The 19,781-nt window shown below is 66.9% G+C and carries 15 protein-coding genes and 3 pseudogenes; 6 read left to right on the top strand and 12 right to left on the bottom strand.

Going from position 1 to position 19,781, the window contains the following annotated elements:
* The first annotated feature begins 89 nt into the window (after positions 1 to 89).
* The 6 genes from tkt to pgl are packed head-to-tail and all read left to right on the top strand — an operon-like array spanning position 90 to position 8,311.
* The gene (gene tkt, locus G205_RS08675) at positions 90 to 2,207 is read left to right on the top strand and encodes a transketolase (RefSeq protein WP_009357666.1); all 2,118 of its coding nucleotides are present in this window, start codon (positions 90 to 92) and stop codon (positions 2,205 to 2,207) included.
* Positions 2,208 to 2,236: 29 nt separating this feature from the next.
* On the top strand, positions 2,237 to 3,352 hold the full coding sequence (tal, locus tag G205_RS08670; RefSeq protein ID WP_009357665.1) for a transaldolase: 1,116 nt from the start codon (positions 2,237 to 2,239) through the stop codon (positions 3,350 to 3,352).
* Between the two features lie 6 nt (positions 3,353 to 3,358).
* Positions 3,359 to 4,990: a glucose-6-phosphate isomerase gene (locus G205_RS08665; RefSeq protein WP_009357664.1), complete on the top strand. Its 1,632-nt coding sequence runs from the start codon at positions 3,359 to 3,361 to the stop codon at positions 4,988 to 4,990.
* Positions 4,991 to 5,005: 15 nt separating this feature from the next.
* Complete coding sequence (gene zwf, locus G205_RS08660; protein WP_009357663.1) at positions 5,006 to 6,565, top strand: glucose-6-phosphate dehydrogenase; 1,560 nt, start codon at positions 5,006 to 5,008, stop codon at positions 6,563 to 6,565.
* Positions 6,562 to 7,503, top strand: a complete 942-nt coding sequence (locus tag G205_RS08655) for a glucose-6-phosphate dehydrogenase assembly protein OpcA (protein ID WP_009357662.1) — start codon at positions 6,562 to 6,564, stop codon at positions 7,501 to 7,503. Before zwf ends, G205_RS08655 begins: the two co-directional genes overlap by 4 nt.
* Complete coding sequence (pgl, locus tag G205_RS08650; protein WP_009357661.1) at positions 7,493 to 8,311, top strand: 6-phosphogluconolactonase; 819 nt, start codon at positions 7,493 to 7,495, stop codon at positions 8,309 to 8,311. Before G205_RS08655 ends, pgl begins: the two co-directional genes overlap by 11 nt.
* Here pgl and G205_RS08645 read toward each other — a convergent pair.
* From G205_RS08645 to G205_RS08585, 12 genes and pseudogenes are all read right to left on the bottom strand, one after another.
* A complete protein-coding gene (locus tag G205_RS08645) occupies positions 8,264 to 8,659 on the bottom strand; it encodes an RNA polymerase-binding protein RbpA (protein WP_009357660.1) in 396 nt (131 codons plus the stop codon). The two genes, pgl and G205_RS08645, sit on opposite strands and share 48 nt — an antisense overlap.
* Before the next feature lie 124 nt (positions 8,660 to 8,783).
* A complete protein-coding gene (gene secG / locus G205_RS08640) occupies positions 8,784 to 9,038 on the bottom strand; it encodes a preprotein translocase subunit SecG (protein WP_009357659.1) in 255 nt (84 codons plus the stop codon).
* Between the two features lie 50 nt (positions 9,039 to 9,088).
* Positions 9,089 to 9,902: pseudogene (gene tpiA, locus G205_RS21045) on the bottom strand (triose-phosphate isomerase).
* Between the two features lie 89 nt (positions 9,903 to 9,991).
* A pseudogene (locus tag G205_RS08625) lies at positions 9,992 to 11,215 on the bottom strand (phosphoglycerate kinase).
* Positions 11,216 to 11,225: 10 nt separating this feature from the next.
* Positions 11,226 to 12,236, bottom strand: a complete 1,011-nt coding sequence (gene gap / locus G205_RS08620; RefSeq protein WP_009357656.1) for a type I glyceraldehyde-3-phosphate dehydrogenase — start codon at positions 12,234 to 12,236, stop codon at positions 11,226 to 11,228.
* A 260-nt stretch (positions 12,237 to 12,496) separates the two neighbouring features.
* Positions 12,497 to 13,123 carry a superoxide dismutase gene (locus G205_RS08615; protein ID WP_009357655.1) on the bottom strand — a complete coding sequence of 209 codons (627 nt, stop codon included), beginning with the start codon at positions 13,121 to 13,123 and terminating at the stop codon, positions 12,497 to 12,499.
* Positions 13,124 to 13,222: 99 nt separating this feature from the next.
* A complete protein-coding gene (gene whiA, locus G205_RS08610; RefSeq protein ID WP_009357654.1) occupies positions 13,223 to 14,203 on the bottom strand; it encodes a DNA-binding protein WhiA in 981 nt (326 codons plus the stop codon).
* A gap of 9 nt (positions 14,204 to 14,212) precedes the next feature.
* Positions 14,213 to 15,232 carry a gluconeogenesis factor YvcK family protein gene (locus G205_RS08605; protein ID WP_009357653.1) on the bottom strand — a complete coding sequence of 340 codons (1,020 nt, stop codon included), beginning with the start codon at positions 15,230 to 15,232 and terminating at the stop codon, positions 14,213 to 14,215.
* A pseudogene (rapZ, locus tag G205_RS08600) lies at positions 15,232 to 16,028 on the bottom strand (RNase adapter RapZ). Before rapZ ends, G205_RS08605 begins: the two are co-directional and overlap by 1 nt.
* 195 nt (positions 16,029 to 16,223) lie before the next feature.
* Positions 16,224 to 18,284: an excinuclease ABC subunit UvrC gene (gene uvrC, locus G205_RS08595; protein WP_009357652.1), complete on the bottom strand. Its 2,061-nt coding sequence runs from the start codon at positions 18,282 to 18,284 to the stop codon at positions 16,224 to 16,226.
* 71 nt (positions 18,285 to 18,355) lie between these two features.
* Complete coding sequence (locus tag G205_RS08590; protein ID WP_009357651.1) at positions 18,356 to 19,024, bottom strand: lysophospholipid acyltransferase family protein; 669 nt, start codon at positions 19,022 to 19,024, stop codon at positions 18,356 to 18,358.
* Positions 19,011 to 19,727 carry an HAD hydrolase-like protein gene (locus G205_RS08585; protein WP_035752539.1) on the bottom strand — a complete coding sequence of 239 codons (717 nt, stop codon included), beginning with the start codon at positions 19,725 to 19,727 and terminating at the stop codon, positions 19,011 to 19,013. Before G205_RS08585 ends, G205_RS08590 begins: the two co-directional genes overlap by 14 nt.
* Positions 19,728 to 19,781 lie beyond the last annotated feature (54 nt).

The raw sequence follows: 19,781 nt of genomic DNA, 5'->3' as shown, positions 1-19,781 counted from the left end.
CGCAGCGGGCGCCACACAGCGTGCCTTTATTCGGACCCGGTGTGCCGCCTGCCATCAGCACAGAGAGGGGCCCGGTTTTCGTGCCACATTTGGAAGAGCAAGAACTGACTTGGACCGACCTGGACCAGCGCGCGGTGGACACTGTCCGCGTGCTGGCCGCCGATGCCGTGGAGAAGGTTGGCAACGGCCACCCTGGCACTGCGATGAGCCTGGCTCCGGCCGCTTACCTGCTGTTCCAGAAGCTGATGCGCCACGATCCCCGGGATCCTGACTGGATCGGCCGTGACCGGTTCGTCCTCTCCCCCGGCCACACGTCGCTGACGCTGTACATCCAGCTGTTCCTGAACGGGTACGGCCTGGAGCTCGATGACCTGAAGGCACTGCGGACCTGGGGCTCGCTGACCCCGGGCCACCCTGAGTACAAGCACACCGCCGGCGTGGAAATCACCACCGGCCCGCTGGGCCAGGGCCTGGCCTCCTCGGTGGGCTTCGCCTACTCACAGCGCCGCCAGCGCGGCCTGTTCGACGCCGACGCCGCCCCGGGCACCAGCCCGTTCGACCACACCATCTGGGTCATCGCGTCCGACGGCGACCTCCAGGAAGGCGTCACGGCCGAGGCTTCCTCGCTGGCCGGCCACCAGGAGCTCGGCAACCTCGTTGTCATCTACGACGAGAACCACATCTCCATCGAGGACGACACCGACATCGCCTTTACCGAGGACGTCCTGAAACGCTACGAGGCCTACGGCTGGCACGTCCAGCGCGTCGACTGGACCAAGACCGGCGAGTACAAGGAAGACGTCCAGGAGCTCTACTCCGCACTGCTTGCTGCGAAGGCCGAGACCTCCAAGCCGTCCATCGTCTCGCTGCGCACCATCATCGGCTACCCCGCGCCGAAGAAGCAGAACACCGGCAAGATCCACGGTTCCGCCCTGGGTGCCGAGGAAGTCGCAGCACTCAAGTCGGTGCTGGGCTTCGACCCCGCCAAGTCCTTCGAGGTTGACCAGGAAGTCCTGGCCCACGCCCGTTCCGTGGTGGACCGCGGCGCCGCTGCCCGCAAGGAATGGGAAGAGTCCTTCAACGCCTGGCAGGCCGCCAACACCGAGGCCGCCGCGCTGCTGCAGCGCATCGAGGCCAAGGAACTTCCGGCCGGAGTGGACGAGGCCCTGCCGGTCTTCCCTGCCGGCAAGGACGTCTCCACCCGCGCCGCGTCCGGCAAGGTCCTGAACGCCCTCGGCCCGGTCCTGCCCGAACTCTGGGGCGGCTCCGCCGACCTCGCCGAGTCCAACAACACCACCATTGAAGGGTCGCCGTCGTTCGTCCCGGCGTCCAAGCAGACGGACGCCTGGTCCGGCAACCCGTACGGCCGGGTCCTGCACTTCGGCATCCGCGAGCACGCCGCCGCGTCGATCGTGAACGGCATCAGCCTGCACGGCCGCACCCGCGCCTTCTCCGGCACCTTCCTGATCTTCAGCGACTACCAGCGGCCGGCCATCCGCCTGGGTGCCCTGATGGGTGTCCCGTCCCTGTACGTGTGGACGCACGACTCCATCGGCTTGGGCGAGGACGGCCCCACCCACCAGCCAGTGGAACAGCTCGCCTCCCTGCGCGCCATCGTGGGCCTGGACGTGGTCCGCCCCGGTGACGCCAACGAAGTGGCAGCGGCGTGGAAGACCATGCTGGAAAACCACGACAACCCTGCCGGCATCGTCCTGACCCGCCAGAACATCCCCACCTGGGAACGCGGCGAGGGCGCAGCTGACGGTGACACCTTCGGCTCCACCGCCGGTGTTGCCAAGGGCGGCTACGTCCTGGCCGAAGCGTCCAAGGACGGCGCCACCGTCCCGGCCGACGTGATCCTGATCGCCACCGGCTCCGAGGTGCAGCTTGCCGTCAAGGCCCGCGAGACCCTGCAGGCCGAAGGCATCGCCGCCCGCGTCGTGTCCATGCCCTGCGTTGAATGGTTCAACAAGCAGGACGCCGCCTACCGCGAATCCGTCCTGCCCGCCGCCGTCAAGGCCCGCGTGTCCGTTGAAGCAGGACTTGCCCTTGGCTGGAAGGAATTCGTCGGCGACGCCGGCCGCTCCATCAGCCTCGAACACTACGGCGCTTCCGCCGACTACAAGCGCCTCTTCCAGGAGTTCGGCATCACCGCGGAGGCAGTCGCCGCCGCTGCCAAGGACTCCCTCGCCGGCCTCCAGGCCTAAACCCAGAACACTTGAGGAGATAAACCATCATGACTACTCCCACCCAGCAGCTCTCCGACGCCGGAGTTTCCATCTGGCTTGACGACCTGTCCCGCGGACGCCTGGAAACGGGCACCCTGGCCAAGCTCATCGAAGAGAAGAACGTGGTTGGCGTGACCACCAACCCGTCCATCTTCCACGCCGCCATCACCTCCGGCACCGACTACGACGCGACCATCGCCGAGCAGGCCGCCGCCGGCGCCAGCATCGAAGACACCATCTTCGAAATCACCACCACCGACGTCGCCGACGCCTGCGACCTCTTCGCCCCCGTGGCAGCAGCCACCAACGGCGTGGACGGCCGCGTCTCCATCGAGGTGGACCCCCGCCTGGCCTGGGACACCGCGGGCACCATCGCCGAGGCCAAGCACCTGTTCAAGAAGGTCAACAAGGACAACGTCCTGATCAAGATCCCCGCCACCCTGGAAGGCCTCGAGGCGATCACCGCCACCCTGGCCGAGGGCATCAGCGTCAACGTGACCCTGATCTTCTCCCTGGAGCGCTACCGCGCCGTCATCAACGCCTTCCAGTCAGGCCTGGAACAGGCCAAGGAAAACGGCCACGACCTCTCCAGGATCCACTCCGTGGCCTCCTTCTTCGTCTCCCGCGTGGACACCGAGATCGACAAGCGCCTGACCGCCATCGGCACCGAGGAAGCCCTCGCCCTCAAGGGCAAGGCCGGGGTCGCCAACGCCCGCCTCGCCTACCAGGTCTACGAAGAGCTCTTCGCCACCGAACGCTGGGCCCTGCTGGCAGAGTCCGGCGCCCGCCCGCAGCGGCCGCTGTGGGCCTCCACCGGCGTGAAGGACCCGGCCTACCCGGACACCCTCTACGTCACAGAACTCGTCGCCCCCGGCGTGGTCAACACCATGCCCGAGAAGACCCTGGACGCCACATTCGACCACGGCGTGGTCACCGGGAACACCATCAGCGGCACCTACGCCGAAGCCAACGCCACCCTCGATGCCCTGGAGAACCTCGGCGTGTCCTACAACGACGTCGTCGCAATCCTGGAATCCGAAGGCCTGGACAAGTTCGTGGCCAGCTGGAAGGAACTCCTGGCCGACGTCGAAGGTGCCCTCGCCTCAGCACGGAAGGCTTCCTAGTCCCATATGAGCACTCTCAGCTACGACGCCACCGGCGCAGCACAGCAGGCACTCGAGCAGCACATTCCCGCCCTGGTGGCGGACCGGATTGCCACCCGGATCTTCGCCAAGGACCACACCTTGTGGGGTGCGGACGCCGAGTCCGAGTCAGCGATCCGGCTTGGCTGGGTGGAGGCGGCCACCGTCTCCCAGCCCCTCGTGAAGGACATCCTGGAACTCCGTGACGCCCTTCGGTCCGAGGGTGTAACCCGCATCGTACTCTGCGGTATGGGCGGATCCTCGCTGGCACCCGAGGTCATTGCCGGTACCGCCGGCGTCGAGCTGACAGTGCTGGACAGCACGGACCCGGACCAGGTCCGTGCTGCCCTGGCAGACCGGCTGGCCGAGACCGCGATTGTGGTCTCGTCCAAGTCGGGCTCCACCGTGGAAACGGATTCCCAGCGCCGCGTGTTCGAGAAGGCGTTCAACGACGCCGGCGTCGACGCCGCGAGCCGGATCATCATCGTCACCGATCCGGGTTCCCCGCTGGACAAGGCTTCCCGTGAGGCTGGCTACCGCGCCGTGTTCAACGCCGACCCCAACGTGGGCGGCCGTTTCTCGGCGCTGACCGCCTTCGGCCTGGTGCCTTCGGGCCTGGCCGGCGTGGACATCCAGGCCTTCCTTGATGAAGCCGAGGAGGCTGCGGAAATCCTCAACGAGGATGCACCGGAGAACATCGGACTGGCGCTCGGCGCCGCGCTGGGCGGCACCACCCCGCTGCGCAACAAGATCGTGATTGCCGAGGACGGATCCGGCATCGTCGGATTCGCCGACTGGGCCGAGCAGCTCATCGCGGAATCCACGGGCAAGCTGGGCACGGGTGTCCTGCCGGTTGTTGCAGGCCCCGCCTCCCCCGAGGTCAGCCACGGCGCGCCGGACGTCCTGGTGGTGCGCCTGGTGAACGCGGACGCCGACGTCGAACTCGGCGAAAACCAGGTGGCCATCGCAGGCGGCCTGGCCACGCAGATGATGGTGTGGGAGTTCGCCACGGCCGTCGCTGGCCGTCTTCTCGGCATCAACCCGTTCGACCAGCCGGACGTTGAGGCAGCCAAGGTCGCTGCCCGCGGCCTGCTGGACGCACAGCCCGAACCCACGCCCGCGGCGTTTGTCGACGGCGCCATCGAGGTCCGCGGCGGCGACTGGCTCGGTGACGCAGCCACCGCCGAAGGTGCCGTGAAGGCTTTGCTGGGCACGCTGTCCCCGGACAGCTACCTCAGCGTCCAGGCCTACTTCGACCGCCTGGCCTTCGCGGAACTGGAAGGCATCCGCGACGAGCTCGCGGCAGCCACCGGCCGGCCCGTGACCTTCGGCTGGGGACCGCGCTTCCTGCACTCCACCGGACAGTTCCACAAGGGCGGTCCCGCCATCGGTGTGTTCCTCCAGGTGACGGCGTCCCCGGCTGAAGACCTGTCCATCCCGGACCGGCCCTTCACGTTCGGCGAGCTGATCTCCGCGCAGGCTGCGGGCGATGCGCAGGTCCTGGAAGGACACGGCCGCCCCGTCCTCCGCCTGCACCTGACCAACCGTGCCGCCGGCGTGGCGCAGCTGCAAGACATCATCGCAGCGCTCTCCGCCCGCGCATCCGCAACCGAAAGCTAAAGGCGCACAAGCACTATGCCAGAAACTGAATACGGCAGGAAGGCCGCGGGCCGGGGGCGGAATCCGCTCCGCGATCCGCGGGACCGCCGTTTGAACCGGATTGCCGGTCCGTCGTCGCTTGTTTTGTTTGGGGTGACGGGTGACCTTGCCCGGAAGAAGCTGATGCCGGCGGTGTATGACCTTGCCAACCGCGGGTTGCTGCCGCCGAGCTTCGCGCTGGTGGGCTTCGGGCGCCGTGAATGGAGCGATGAGGATTTCGCCGCCCAGGTGAAGTCCTCGGTGCAGTCGTACGCACGCACGCCGTTCGACGAGGCGGTGTGGAACCAGCTTGCCGAGGGCATCCGGTTCGTGCAGGGCGAGTTCGACGACGACGCCGCGTTCCAGCGGCTCGGTGACACGGTCAAGGAACTCGATGATGTCCGCGGCACCCGCGGGAACCACGCGTTCTACCTCTCGATCCCGCCGAAGGCGTTCGAGCAGGTCTGCCGGCAACTGTCCAAGCACGGGCTGGCGCAGGCCGACGGGGACAAGTGGCGCCGCGTGGTGATCGAGAAGCCGTTCGGGCATGACCTGGAATCGGCCCGGAAGCTCAACGACATCGTGGAGTCCGTGTTCCCCGCGGATGCTGTGTTCCGGATCGACCACTACCTGGGCAAGGAAACGGTCCAGAACATCCTGGCGCTGCGGTTCGCGAACCAGCTGTTCGAGCCGTTGTGGAACGCGAACTACGTGGACCATGTCCAGATCACGATGGCCGAGGATATCGGCACCGGGGGCCGGGCGGGGTATTACGACGGCGTGGGTGCTGCCCGCGACGTCATCCAGAACCACCTGCTGCAGCTGTTGGCGCTGACTGCGATGGAGGAGCCCATCTCCTTCAACGCCGATGACCTGCGCGCGGAGAAGGAAAAGGTCCTCGCCGCGGTCAAGCTTCCGGAGGACTTGTCAACGCACTCGGCGCGGGGGCAGTTTACCGGCGGCTGGCAGGGCGGGGAGCAGGTCCAGGGCTACCTGGAGGAAGAAGGCATCCCCGCGGACTCGACCACGGAAACCTACGCGGCGATCCGGGTGGACATCCACACCAGGCGCTGGGCCGGGGTGCCGTTCTACCTGCGCGCCGGGAAGCGCCTGGGGCGGCGGGTGACGGAGATCGCGGTGGTGTTCAAGCGCGCCCCCAACCTGCTGTTCCGTGACCACACGGACGATGACTTCGGTCAGAACGCCGTCGTGATCCGGGTCCAGCCCGACGAAGGTGCCACGATCCGGTTCGGGTCCAAGGTCCCCGGCACCCAGATGGAAGTCCGGGACGTGACCATGGACTTCGGGTACGGGCACTCCTTCACCGAGTCCTCCCCCGAAGCCTACGAAAGGCTCATCCTGGATGTGCTGCTCGGCGAGCCGCCGCTGTTCCCGCGGCACGAGGAAGTGGAGCTGTCCTGGAAGATCCTCGACCCGTTCGAGGACTACTGGGCCTCACTCAAAGAGCAGCCCGAGCCCTACGCCCCCGGCAGCTGGGGCCCCGCGTCCGCGGATGAGTTGCTGGCCCGTGACGGACGAACCTGGAGAAGGCCATGATCGTTGACCTGCCCGATACCACCACCTCGAACGTCTCCAAGAAGATCATGGCCCTGCGCGAGCAGGGTGGCGTGATCGCCCTGGGCCGGGTCCTGACCCTCGTCGTGGTCACGAAGTCCGGACTCGAAGAGGAAGCGATCGAGGCCGCGAACGACGCCAGCCGGGAACACCCCTGCCGGATCATCGTTCTCGCCGACGCCGGAAAGGAGCACGCGGACCGGCTGGACGCGCAAATCCGGGTGGGCGGGGACGCCGGCGCCTCGGAGGTGATCGTGCTGCGCGGCTACGGCCAGCTCGCCCACGAGTCCGAGTCCCTGGTGGCCGCGCTGCTGCTCCCTGACGCCCCGATCGTGGCGTGGTGGCCGCACGGTGCGCCGGAGAACGCGTGCGAAACCTCCATCGGCCGGATCGCGCACCGCCGGATCACCGACTCGGCGAACGAGCCCGACCCCCAGGCCGCGCTGGAGAACATCCGTTCCACCTACAAGGCAGGCGACACCGACCTCGCCTGGACCCGCCTGACCAACTGGCGGATCCAGCTCGCCGCGGCGCTGGACGAGGTGGACACCTCCCCGGTGACCGCGGTCGCCGTCGAGGGTGCCTCGGATTCACCCAGCACCATCCTGCTGGCCGCCTGGCTCACCCTCACCCTGGATGCCCCGGTCACCATCGTGGCCGACCCCGCGGGAACCGGGATCCGCCGGGTGCGCCTCAGCCGCCCCGGCGGCGATGTGCAGCTGTTCCGCCCCGGGCTTTCGGTCGCCGAGCTCACCCAGCCAGGCCAGCCCGCCCAACGGATCTCCCTGCCACGCCGCAGCCTCCGCGACTGCCTCGCCGAAGAACTCCGCCGGCTCGACCCCGACGAAGTGTTTGGCGAAGTGATTACTATTGGACTGCCACGTACCAATCTAAGGAGCGTCCGTCCCAGTGAGCGTTGAGCCCAGAGTAAGCGTCCATCCTGATTCATCCGTCCTGATGGCGGCCATTGCGGCCCGGCTCATCACCAAGCTCGTGGATGTGCAGGACAAACACGGTGAGGCCACCGTGGTGCTCACCGGAGGCACGGTGGGCATCGGCACGCTGAAGGCTGTAGCTGACTCTCCGGCGGCGCCCGCCGTCGACTGGTCCAGGGTGAACTTCTGGTGGGGCGACGAACGTTTCGTCGGTTCAGCGGATCCCGACCGGAACACGAAGCAGGCGTTTGACGCCCTGCTCTCGCGTATCCCGGTCGACCCGCAGCGCGTCCACCAGCCCGGTTCCTCCGACGACTTCGAGACACCCGAGGAGGCCGCAGAGGACTACGCACGGCGGCTGCGGGAGGCTGCGGCAGCCGAACATGCGGCTGACATGTCCGATGACCGGCCCGAACACCCGGCGGCGCTGCCCCGGCTCGACGTGGTGCTGCTCGGCGTGGGGCCTGACGCCCATGTAGCTTCGCTCTTCCCCGAGCAGGCAGGGATCCGGGAAAAGCAACGGACGGTTGTCGGAGTCCGCAACTCCCCCAAACCGCCGCCCCTGCGCGTGTCACTGACACTGCCGGCCATTAACACGGCAGCGGAGGTGTGGATGGTGGTCGCAGGCGAGGACAAGGCGGGTGCGGTCGGCCTGGCCCTCGCCGGGGCCAACCCCGTGCAGGTTCCCGCCGCAGGGCCGCGGGGAAGGTCCCGGACCCTCTGGCTTATCGACGAGAACGCCGCGTCACGTGTCCCGCAGCAGCTCGTCCGAAAGGATGCCGCGGGCGCGTAGCTTTTCCAGCGCTCCCGCCAGGACGTCTTCGGCGTCCTGGCCGGAGCGTCTTTCTTTAACGTACTCAAGATGGCTCTTGTAGCCATCGTCCAGCGCATCGGCCGCTGCCTCCGCATGGCCGTCCCGGGTGGCGGGCGCCCCGCACCTCCGGCAGTCCCACACCACCGGGATCTGGTCTTCCGGCAGCTTAAGGAAGACGGGCTGCGTTTCGTGGCCCTTGGCGCACCAGTAGGACACTTTGATCCGCGGCAGGGGGGCGCCGTGGTCCTCGCCGGACTGGAGGCTGGAACCGGATCCTGCGGTGACGCCTGCACGGGTACCGCGGAAGCCTGATGCTGGATGGACCACCGGAACTCCTGCCTCGAAATGCCTGGCTTAAACAAAACTGTGGCTGTCGGGAACCGACAGCCACAGTTTAGTAGGCAGATCCGCCGGACGGGAGTGCCCGCCGGTGCGCCTCAGCCGAAGAGAATCAGGAGTCGCCGCCGCTGAACCGCATGATCAGGCCTAGGGCGATGATGACGATGCCCCAGGTGACGCCCAGGATCACGGTGAACCTGTTCAGGTTCCGCTCGGCCACGCCGGAGGAGCTCAGGCCCGAACTCATTCCGCCGCCGAACATGTCCGACAGACCGCCGCCCCGTCCCTTGTGGAGAAGGATGAGCAGCGTCAGCAGGAGGCTGGTGATGCCCAGGAGGATCTGCAGGATGACATGAAGAACGTCCACGACGGCCTTTCAGGAAGTTGGGATTGCGGGAGCGTGCGCTGCGGGACGGACTAGTCCGCCACCAGGTGACTCTCGAACCTGACAATATTAGCAAACTCGGCAGGATCGAGGCTTGCGCCACCCACCAGCAGGCCGTCGACGTCGCGCTCCTTCAGGATGGCGGCGGCGTTGTTGGCCTTGACCGATCCGCCGTAGAGCAGGCGGGTCTTGGCAGCGACATCGGCATCGAACAGCGAGGCCAGCTCGGCGCGGATGGCGGCGCACATCTCCTGTGCGTCCTCCGGTCCGGCAACTTCACCGGTGCCAATGGCCCAGACGGCTCGTAGGCAACGACGAGCTCTGCTGCCTGCTCGCTGGTCAGGCCCGCGACGCCGGCGCGCAGCTGCTCCAGCGTGTGGTTCACGTGCGTGCCGGCCTGGCGGACCTCCAGGCCCTCCCCGACGCACAGGACGGGCGTGACGCCATGCTTGAAGGCGGCTTTGACCTTGGCGTTGAGGACGTCGTCGGATTCGTTGTGGATGGTACGCCGTTCGCTGTGGCCCACCAGCACGTACTTGCACCCGAGCTTGTTGAGGAACTGGCCGGAGATGTCCCCGGTGTAGGCGCCGGAATCGAACTGCGACAGGTCCTGGCCCCCGTAGGCGATGTCCAGGTCGTCGCCCTGGACCAGCGTCTGAACACCGCGGAGGTCGGTGAACGGCGGGAAGACAGCTACCTCGACGCGGCTGTAGTCGTGCTTGGCATCTGAAAGGTCCAGGCCAGCTTCTGCAGGAGGGTAATGCCCTGCACGTGGTCCATGTTCATTTTCCAGTTGCCCGCGATGAAGGGCTTGCGGTCGAAAGCGCCGTTCGTAGACGAAGTCACGTAATCTCCAAAAAGTCTTGATAAGTGATCGGCCGGCAGGCTGCCGCGCGGGCAACCTGCCGGCCTGAGGACTGGAAGGTGGGTACTGCCTAGCGGTCCAGGACGCTGAGGCCGGGAAGTTCCTTGCCTTCGAGGTACTCCAGCTGGCGCCGCCGCCGGTTGAGATGTGGCCGAACTGGTCATCTGCGAACCCGAGGGTGCGGACGGCAGCCGCGGAGTCGCCGCCGCCCACCACCGTGAACGCTTCGGTTTCGGTGAGGGCCTGGGCAATGGCGCGGGTTCCGGCGGAGAACGCTTCGAATTCGAAGACCCCCATCGGGCCGTTCCAGAAGACCGTCTTGGCTCCCTTGATCCGGCTGGCGAAGGCAGCGGCCGAGTCCGGGCCGATGTCCAGGCCAATGCCCTGGGCGCCGAAGCTGCTGTCCTCGATGGCGTCCGCGGCGACGGTCTCATGCGCAGCGTCAGCCGCGAACTTCTCCGCCACCACGACGTCGGTGGGCACCACGAATTCAGTTCCGGCGTCCGAGGCGCGCTTCAGGTAGTCCTGGACCACGGGAATCTGGTCCTCCTCGAGCAGGCTGGAAGCCACCTTGTGACCCGCCGCTGCGAGGAACGTGAACAGCATGCCGCCGCCCACCAGGATAGTGTCAGCCTTGCCGATCAGGTTGTCGATGACCGCAAGCTTGTCCGAGACCTTGGATCCGCCGAGCACCACAACGTAGGGACGCTGGGTGTCGGCCGTGAGCTTGCGCAGGACCTCCACCTCGGTGTGCACCAGGTCGCCCAGGTAGGACGGAAGCCGGGTGGCGACGTCGTAGACGCTGGCGTGCTTGCGGTGCACGGCGCCGAATGCGTCATCCACGTAGGCGCCGTTGTCACCGGTCAGGGCCACCAGCTCGTCAGCGAAGGCGCCGCGCTCGGCGTCGTCCTTGCTGGTTTCGCGGGCGTCGAACCGGACGTTCTCCAGGACCAGGGCTTCGCCGTCCTGCAGCGACGCCGCGGCTTCCTTGGCGGAACTGCCGACGGTGTCCCCTGCCAGGGTGACCTTGAAGCCGGCAAGTTCGGCCAGGCGGTCCACTGCGGGGCGGAGGGAGTACTTATCCTCGGGGGCGCTTGGGGCGGCCAAGGTGGGCTGTTACCAGCACGCGGGCACCGGCGTCCGTGAGCTTTGACAGCACTGGAAGTGAGGCCTTGATGCGGCCGTCGTCAGTGACTGTAGAGCCGTCGAGCGGCACATTCAGGTCACTACGAACCAGAATGTACCGCCCGCGGACACCTTCAGCGAGAAGTTCGTTGAGGGTGTGTGATGTCATGTGTCTAACCCTAGCCCAGCTTGGACGCGACAAGCTCCGTAAGGTCGACGAGGCGGTTCGAGTAGCCCCATTCGTTGTCATACCAGGAAACAACCTTGACCTGGTTGCCGATGACCTTGGTCAGTCCGGCGTCGAAGATGGACGATGCGGGGTCTCCGACGATGTCGGAGGACACGATGGGCTCCTCCGTGTAGGTCAGGAAGCCCTGCAGTTCCTCGGACTCCGCAGCGCGCTTGAGGGCGGCGTTGACTTCCTCCACGGTGGTCTCGCGGGAGACGGTGACGGTGAGGTCGGTGGCGGAACCGGTGGGCACGGGAACGCGGATGGCGTAGCCGTCCAGCTTGCCCTTCAGCTCCGGGAGGACCAGGCCGATGGCCTTGGCGGCACCGGTGGATGTGGGCACCATGTTGATGGCGGCGGCGCGGGCGCGGCGCAGGTCCTTGTGCGGGCCGTCCTGCAGGTTCTGGTCGGCGGTGTAGGCGTGGACCGTGGTCATGAGGCCACGCTCGATGCCGAATTCATCGTTGACCACCTTGGCCAGCGGGCCCAGGCAGTTGGTGGTGCAGGATGCGTTGGAAATGATGTTGTGGGTGGCGTTGTCGTACAGGTTGTGGTTGACACCCATGACGATGGTGATGTCCTCGTCCGAAGCCGGAGCGGAGATCAGGACCTTCTTGGCGCCGGCGTCGATGTGCTTCTGCGCGTCGGCGGCCTTGGTGAAGAATCCGGTGGACTCGATGACGATGTCCACGCCCAGCTCGCCCCAGGGAAGCTTGGCGGGATCGCGCTCTGCGAGGACCTTGACGACGTTGCCGTTGACGACGATGTTGCCGTCCTTGACCTCGATGGTTTCCTTCAGGCGGCCGCCCACGGAATCGTACTTGAACAGGTGCGCCAGGGCCTCGGGGCTGGTGAGGTCGTTGACGGCTACGATCTCGAGGTCCGCGCCCTGTGCAAGTGCTGCGCGGAAGTAGTTGCGGCCGATGCGGCCAAAGCCGTTAATACCAATACGGGTCGTCACTTTTTCAGTCTCCTTGGTGCTTTTAGAAGCACTACTAGTTGAGCGGGCGTTCAAGCCAACTAACAGATCCCGCACGCCATTGGGCAGAGATGATTTACATACGGAGGGCGACCAGCCTCATTGCTGAAGCTAACCGCCTTCCGTGACCTATCTTACGTTTAACTGGGTCCGCCCCCGCAAGTGCGGGGGCGGACGGTCCACATCGCGGCCCATTTAAGTCCGAATGTGAAGTTTGTAACAAGCGCGTGTAGCGCAGGTCACTACGGGAGGGTGATGAGTCCCGTGGCGTTCGTGCGTGCTGCTTCGAAGCGCTTGGCGACGTCGGCCCAGTTCACGATGTTCCAGAACGCCTTGACGTAGTCGGCCTTGACGTTGACGTAGTCCAGGTAGAAGGCGTGCTCCCACATGTCGAGCATCAGCAGCGGGGTGGTGCCCAGTGCCGTGTTGCCCTGCTGGTCGTAGAGCTGCTCGATGACCAGGTTGCCACCGATGGGCTCGTAGGCCAGGAAGCCCCAGCCCGAACCCTGCAGGCCGAGTGCGGCTGCGGAGAACTGGGCGCGGAAGGCGTCGAAGGAGCCGAAGGCGTCGTCGATGGCGGCAGCCAGCTCACCCTCGGGCTTGTCGCCGCCGTCCGGGGACAGGTTGTTCCAGAAGACGGAGTGGTTGATGTGCCCGCCGGTGTGGAACGCGAGGTCCTTGGAGAGCCTGTTGATGTTGGCGAAGTCGCCCTTCTCGCGGGCTTCGGCCAGCTGGGCCAGGGCGTTGTTGGCGCCAGCAACGTAGGCGGCGTGGTGCTTGCTGTGGTGCAGCTCCATGATCCGCGCGGAGATGTGCGGTTCAAGGGCGGCGTAGTCGTAGCTGAGTTCCGGCAATACGTACTCGGTCACAAAATCCTCCAATATCGTGGACGCTCGGTCCGGTTGGTAACTCTCGGATTGTGCATCCGGGCGGCTGGCGCCCGGAATCTTTTTGATTCTATGGGTCGGTCACTCGTCCAGCATTTCGGGCGTCACATTGGCGTCCGTACCGGGAATGCCGAGGTCAGCGGCGCGCTTGTCCGCCATGGCCAGGAGGCGGCGGATGCGTCCGGCGATCGCGTCCTTGGTCATGACCGGGTCGGCCAGGCGGCCCAGTTCATCCAGGCTGGCCTGTTTGTGGGCCACGCGCAGCTCACCGGCGTACTTCAGGTGCTCGGGGACGTCGTCGCCCAGGATCTCGAGGGCACGCTCCACACGGGCACCGGCGGCCACCGCAGCCTGGGCCGAGCGGCGCAGGTTGGCGTCGTCGAAGTTGGCAAGGCGGTTGGCGGTGGCGCGGACTTCCTTGCGCATGCGCCGCTCCTCCCAGACCATCAGCGCATCGTGGGCACCCATCCGGGTGAGGAGCGCGGCGATGGTATCGCCGTCGCGGATGACCACGCGGTCCACGCCGCGGACTTCCCGCGCCTTGGCCTGGATGTCCAGCCGGCGCGCAGCCCCCACCAGTGCCAGGGCGGATTCCGGGCCGGGGCAGGTGACCTCCAGCGAGGAGGACCGGCCGGGCTCGGTGAGCGAGCCGTGGGCAAGGAACGCGCCCCGCCACACCGCTTCGGCATCCGCGGCGGACCCGTTGACGACGGCGGAGGGCAGCCCGCGCACAGGCCGGCCGCGGCCGTCCAGGAGGCCGGTCTGCCGGGCCAGCGCTTCGCCGTCGCGCACCACGCGGACCACGTAGCGGCTGGCGCGGCGCAGTCCCCCGGCGGATACGACGATGATTTCGCTCTGGTGCCCGTAGACCTCGGCGATAGCGGCGCGCAGGCGCCGGGCCGTGGATGCCAGGTCCACTTCGGCTTCGATGACGATCCGGCCGGAGATGATGTGCAGCCCGCCGGCAAAGCGGAGCATTGCTGAGACTTCGGCCTTGCGCACCGATGACTTTTTGATGTCCAGACGGGACAGTTCTTCCTTGACCGATGCTGTCAGTGCCATGGCACCTTCCTAACTGTTCCCAAAAATGTCCTGGTACGCCGTCGCCAGACGCAGGGGATCGTGGACGGGCCGGCGTCCCGACGCCCCTACTTTACCCAAGACAACCTCGGCCCCGATCATCGCGGCGGCCTGCTCGAATTCCTGCCGGTCCGGCACCGACGCGGGATCGGCCAGGACAACGTCCACTGTGAACTCCGGGGCGTAGCGCCGCAGCACGTCGAGATGGTCTGCGGCCGTCATGCCCGACGTCTCCTTGGTGTCCGTGGCGAGGTTCATGGTGAGGCAGCGTTTGGCCGGGGTGCTGCAGAGCGCCTGGCGCATTTCCGGCAGCAGCAGGTGCGGCAGCACTGAGGTGTACCAGGAGCCCGGGCCCAGGATGACCCAGTCGGCCAGTTCGATCGCCGTGAGCGCTTCGGTGCAGGCAGGGGCAGCCTCAGGCAGGAGCCGGACGTGTTCCAGCGAGCCCGCCACGGCGCAGCGCGCCTGCCCGCGGATGGTCTGCAGGGCGGAGGCGCCGTCCGGCGCGGTGACCCGGACGTCCCCTTCGATGGTCAGTGGCTCGGTGGACATGGGAAGGACCTGGCCGCGTGCGCCCAGCAGCGCACCGGCCCACTTCAGCCCGGCCACCGTGTCCCCCAGCAGTTCCCACAGGGTGACGATCAGCAGGTTCCCCATGGCGTGCTCGTCCAGCGAACCGCCCGGGCCCTTGCCGGGGCGGAAGCGGTGCTGCATCACGTCGCGCCAGGTCCGGCCCCAGTCCGTGTCGTCGCAGAGCGCGGACAGGGCCATCCGCAGGTCCCCGGGCGGGAGGACGCCGTACTCTTCGCGCAGGCGCCCGGATGATCCGCCGTCGTCCGCCACCGTCACGACGGCGGTCAGTTCGGACGTGAGGAGGCGCAGCGCCGAAAGGGAGGCGGAGAGGCCGTGGCCGCCGCCGAGCGCGACAACGTTGGGACCTTTGTCGTGCTGGCTGGCTCCGGTTCCGGACGCAGGCGGAACCAGCGGCAGCGCGCCGGTGAACAGCGCCATTATTCGCGGCCCAGATCCCGGTGCGTGGTGGTCACGGTGACCCGGGGGTATTGGGCGAGTTTCTTGGACAGTTCGACGGCGACCGCAACCGAGCGGTGTTTCCCGCCGGTGCAGCCCACGGCAATGGTGGCGTAGTGCTTGTTTTCGCGGCGGTATCCGTCCAGGACGGGCTCCAGGGCCATAACGTACCGGTCGACGAAGTTCTTGACGCCTTCCGCCTCCAGCACATAGTCGCTGACGTCCTTGTCCAGCCGGTGTGCGGGCGCAGCTGCGGAACCCAGTGCGGGTTGGGGATGAACCGGACGTCTGCCACGTAGTTGGCGTCGACGGGCAGGCCGTACTTGAAGCCGAAGCTCATGATGTTCAGCCGGAGCGCCACCGGGCCGGTTTCGCTGAAGAGTTCCGTGATGGCTGTGGCCAGCCCGTGGACGTTGTACCCGGACGTGTCCAGGACGACGTCGGAGCTGTCGCGCAGTTCCTGCAGCAGCTCGCGTTCGGCGGCGATGCCGTCCAGGATGCGGCCGCCGCCCTGCAGCGGATGCGGCCGGCGTCCCTGTTCGAAGCGGCGGACCAGGACGTTGTCGCTGGCGTCCAGGAACAGGACCCGGAAAGTGACGCCGCTGGCGGCGAGGGCCCCGAGGGCGGCGCGGATATCAGCGAAGAGCCCCTTGCTGCGGACGTCGATCACGACGGCGAGCCGCGGGATGGACTGGGGGGCGTGGGAGACGAGCTCGGCCAGGGTGCCCAGCATCTGCGGCGGCAGGTTCTCCACCACGTACCAGCCGTGGTCCTCCAGCGCGTCGGCGGCGGTGCTCCGGCCGGCTCCGGACATTCCGGTGACCACCAGCAGCTCCGCTTCGAGCGGCTTGACGGGCTGCATCCCGTCCTGCCCGGCTCCGGATTCCGCCGTCGTGTCTGCCATTAAGTCCGCCCCGTTTCTGTTGTTGCCATTCAGGGACGCACCCGGCGCAAACCCCGCCCCTTACCCTAGCTAAGTTTCGATGATTTCGCCGGTGGACATGTTGATGGCGGGCACCGTTGCCGCCGCCCGGTCGCCCGTGGAGAAGTGGTTCACAATGGCGCTGGCCAGCGCGGGGCCAATGCCCTTGGCCTGCGAGAGCTCTTCGGCGGAGGCAGCCTTGACCCCCTTGACGGACCCGAAGTGGGCCAGCAGCGCCTTGCGCTTGGACGCGCCCAGCCCGGGAACTCCGTCCAGCGCCGATACCGTCATCGCCTTGCCGCGCTTCTGCCGGTGGAACGTGATGGCGAAGCGGTGGGCTTCGTCACGGATGCGCTGCAGCAGGTACAGCCCCTGTGACGTCCGGGGAAGGATCACGGGGAAGTCGCTGTCCGGCAGCCAGACCTCTTCGAGGCGCTTGGCGAGGCCCACCACGTACACATCGTCGATGCCGAGGTCCGCGAGGGCCCGGGCGGCGGCGTTGACCTGCGGCTTGCCGCCGTCGACCACCACCAGGTTGGGCGGATAGGCGAACTTGGCCCGCGGGGCGGGCGTGGTGGTGTCCTGCAAGGCACTGTCCTGGAGCGTGCTGTCCTGCACGGTGCTGTCCAGGGGCGCCTCTTGCTGCCCGGGCCCCGGCTGTTCCGCTTCTCCCGGATCGGGGGCCAGCAATGATTCGTCCACCTGGGCCGACTTGTCCTGCAGGTAGTGGCGGAACCGCCGGGTGAGGACGTCGTGCATGGCGGCGGTGTCATCGGCGGCCGCGGGCCCGGTGACGGAAAACTTCCGGTAGTCGGATTTCTTTGGCAGGCCGTCCTCCACCACCACCATGGAGGCCACCACATTGGTTCCCTGGACGTGGGAGACGTCGAAGCACTCGATCCGCAGCAGCGGCACCGGCAGGTCCAGCGCTTCCTGGAGTTCCTGAAGGGCCTGCGAACGGACCGTGAGGTCCCCCGCCCTGCGCGTCTTGTGCAGCTTCAGTGCATGTTCGGCGTTTTCACGGACGGTGGTCATGAGGGCGGCCTTGTCGCCGCGCTGCGGTACCCGGATGTCCACTTTGGCGCCCCGGATTCCGCCGAGCCATTCCGCCAGTTCCCCGGCGTTGCTGGGCTCCACGGGTACCAGCACCTCGCGGGGCAGCCTGCCGTGGCTGTCGCCGTCGTTGCCGTAGACCTGCTGCAGGAGGTGCTCCACGAGGTCCGGCGTGGTGAAGTCCTCCACCTTCTCGACCACCCAGCCGCGCTGGCCGCGGATCCTGCCGCCGCGGACGTGGAACACCTGTACCGCGGCCTCGAGCTCGTCTTCGTGGAGCGCGAAGATGTCCGCGTCGGTGTCCTCCGAGAGCACCACCGCATTGCGTTCGAAGACTTTGCGGAGGGCGGCAATGTCGTCCCGGATCCTGGCGGCATGCTCGTAGTCAAGCTCGCCGACGGCGTCCGCCATCTGCCTTTCCAGCTTGGCGATGAAGCGCTTGGCCTCGCCGCCCATGAAGGCGCAAAAGTCCTCGGCCAGGGAGCGGTGGTCCTCAGGCGAGATGCGGCTTACGCACGGGGCCGAGCATTTATCGATGTAGCCAAGGAGGCAGGGCCGGCCGGTGGCTTCGGCGCGCTTGAACACCCCTGCGCTGCAGCTGCGGACCGGGAACACCCGGAGCAGGGTGTCCATGGTTTCCCTGATGGCGCCCGCGGTGTACGGACCGAAGTAGCGGGTGCCCTTCTTCTTGTCGCCCCGCATGACCTGGACCCGCGGGTACTTCTCCCCCATGGTCACGGCAAGGTAGGGGTACGTTTTGTCATCCCGGAACACCACGTTGAACCGGGGCTTGAATTCCTTGATCCAGGTGTATTCCAGCTGCAGCGACTCCAGCTCACTGCCCACCACCGTCCACTCCACGCTGCTGGCCGCATGGACCATGGCGTAGGTCTTGGGCAGCAGCCCCGCCGGGTTGGCGAAGTAGGAGTTCAGCCGGGAACGGAGGCTTTTGGCCTTGCCGACGTAGATGACCCGGCCGTGGGGGTCGCGGAACCGGTACACCCCCGGGTTGGTGGGGATTTCACCCGTCCTGGGCCGGTAACTTGCTGGATTTGCCACTTATCCATTCTACTGAGCCATACCCGCTGGCATTGCCAGCTTCGGCAGAACCCGGCTGCCGTACCGTCGGACTAGTCGACCGCTTTGCTCTGGTTGTAGCTGGTGGACCGTTCCTGGCCGCTGAGTTCCGCGATGGCATCCATGATCCGGTCCGTGACCTCGCGCCGGGCCGGCAGCGAGTGGTCCGGGCCGGTCTTGTCGAAGTACAGCGGCTCCCCCACCTTCATGGTGAAGTGCTGGGGCCGCACGCCTTTCTCGCCGGCGCGCTGCAGGTTCTCCGTGCCGACCAGGCCCACGGGGATTACCGGCGCCCCGGTGGTCAGCGCAAGCCAGCCCACCCCGGTGCGTCCGCGGTAGAGGATGCCGTCCCGGGAGCGCGTGCCCTCGGGGTAGATGCCAATGCCGCGGCCGGACTCGAGGATATCCAGGAGGGTCTTGAGGGCCTGGACACTCGCTGCCTGCTCGCCGCGCTCCACGGGAATGGAGCCCACGGACTCGAAGAAGGCCTTCATGACCTTGCCTTTGATCCCGCCTGTGGTGAAGTACTCGGCCTTGGCGAAGAAAGCCACCGGCCGCGGCATCAGGGCCTGGACGATGACGCTGTCGAAGAAGGACAGGTGGTTGGGTGCCACGATGAAGGGGCCGTCGGTGGGGACGTTTTCAATGCCGACGACGGTAGGCCGGCAGGTGCCGGCGATCAGGCTCCGCGTGGTCCAGCGGACCGCTTCAAACATTTCCATCGTTTGTCACCTCGCTCATTGCTGCACTGTGGATGGCCTGCAGCCGGTCGATGACCTTCACCAGTTCTTCGGCCGTGTGCACGACCGCCACGGAACCGGCATTCTCCAGTTCGCCGTCGGGGGCGAATCCCCAGGCAACGCCGATGCAGTCGAGTCCGTTGGCAATGGCTCCGGAGACGTCCTGGGCGCGGTCCCCCACCATCAGGGCGTGCCGGGTGTCCAGGTCCTCGAGGGCGGCGGCGATGATTTCCGTCTTTCCCATCGGCACGCCTTCGATGGCCGTCTCGTCGTCGGCCGAGCCACGGATGGTGAGGAACAGCCCGTCAATACCGTGGTGCGCCAGGACCTTTCGGGCAAGGTTCTGCGGTTTCTGCGTGGCCACGGCCACCGGCTTCCCGGCGGCCGCGAAGGACTCCAAAACTTCGCGGACGCCCGGGTACAGCCGGCTTTGGGCGATGCCGGTGGCCACATAGTGCTCGCGGTACCGGCGGATGACCTCGTCCAGATGGCGGGCGGGCACCTGTGCCACGTTGAGCAGTGAATCGCTGAGCTTGGGGCCGATCATGGCTTCGAGCAGGTCCTGGCCGGGAACGGGAAGCCCCACCGCGGTGAGGGCCGCTGCAATTCCTTCTGTTATTCCACCGGCCGGATCGACAAGAGTGCCGTCCAGGTCAAAGATCACGGGCACTGTTGTTGAAGTCACCGGGTTAGTTTCTCACGTCAGCAGCAGTGCCTGAAACTCGCATTCCCGCAGCGG

The sequence above is a fragment of the Arthrobacter nitrophenolicus genome (assembly GCF_000332815.1).
Taxonomy (GTDB): domain Bacteria; phylum Actinomycetota; class Actinomycetes; order Actinomycetales; family Micrococcaceae; genus Arthrobacter; species Arthrobacter nitrophenolicus.
Note: the sequence above shows the minus strand (reverse complement) of the source record. Positions and strands in the feature narration are given on the sequence as shown.

What these genes read in the sequence shown, in the direction of transcription:
- tal (WP_009357665.1), top strand. Translation starts at nt 2,237, where the DNA reads ATGACTACTCCCACCCAGCAGCTCTCCGACGCCGGAGTTTCCATCTGG.
- G205_RS08665 (WP_009357664.1), top strand. Translation starts at nt 3,359, where the DNA reads ATGAGCACTCTCAGCTACGACGCCACCGGCGCAGCACAGCAGGCACTC.
- zwf (WP_009357663.1), top strand. Translation starts at nt 5,006, where the DNA reads ATGCCAGAAACTGAATACGGCAGGAAGGCCGCGGGCCGGGGGCGGAAT.
- G205_RS08655 (WP_009357662.1), top strand. Translation starts at nt 6,562, where the DNA reads ATGATCGTTGACCTGCCCGATACCACCACCTCGAACGTCTCCAAGAAG.
- whiA (WP_009357654.1), bottom strand. Translation starts at nt 14,203, where the DNA reads ATGGCACTGACAGCATCGGTCAAGGAAGAACTGTCCCGTCTGGACATC.
- G205_RS08605 (WP_009357653.1), bottom strand. Translation starts at nt 15,232, where the DNA reads ATGGCGCTGTTCACCGGCGCGCTGCCGCTGGTTCCGCCTGCGTCCGGA.
- G205_RS08590 (WP_009357651.1), bottom strand. Translation starts at nt 19,024, where the DNA reads ATGGAAATGTTTGAAGCGGTCCGCTGGACCACGCGGAGCCTGATCGCC.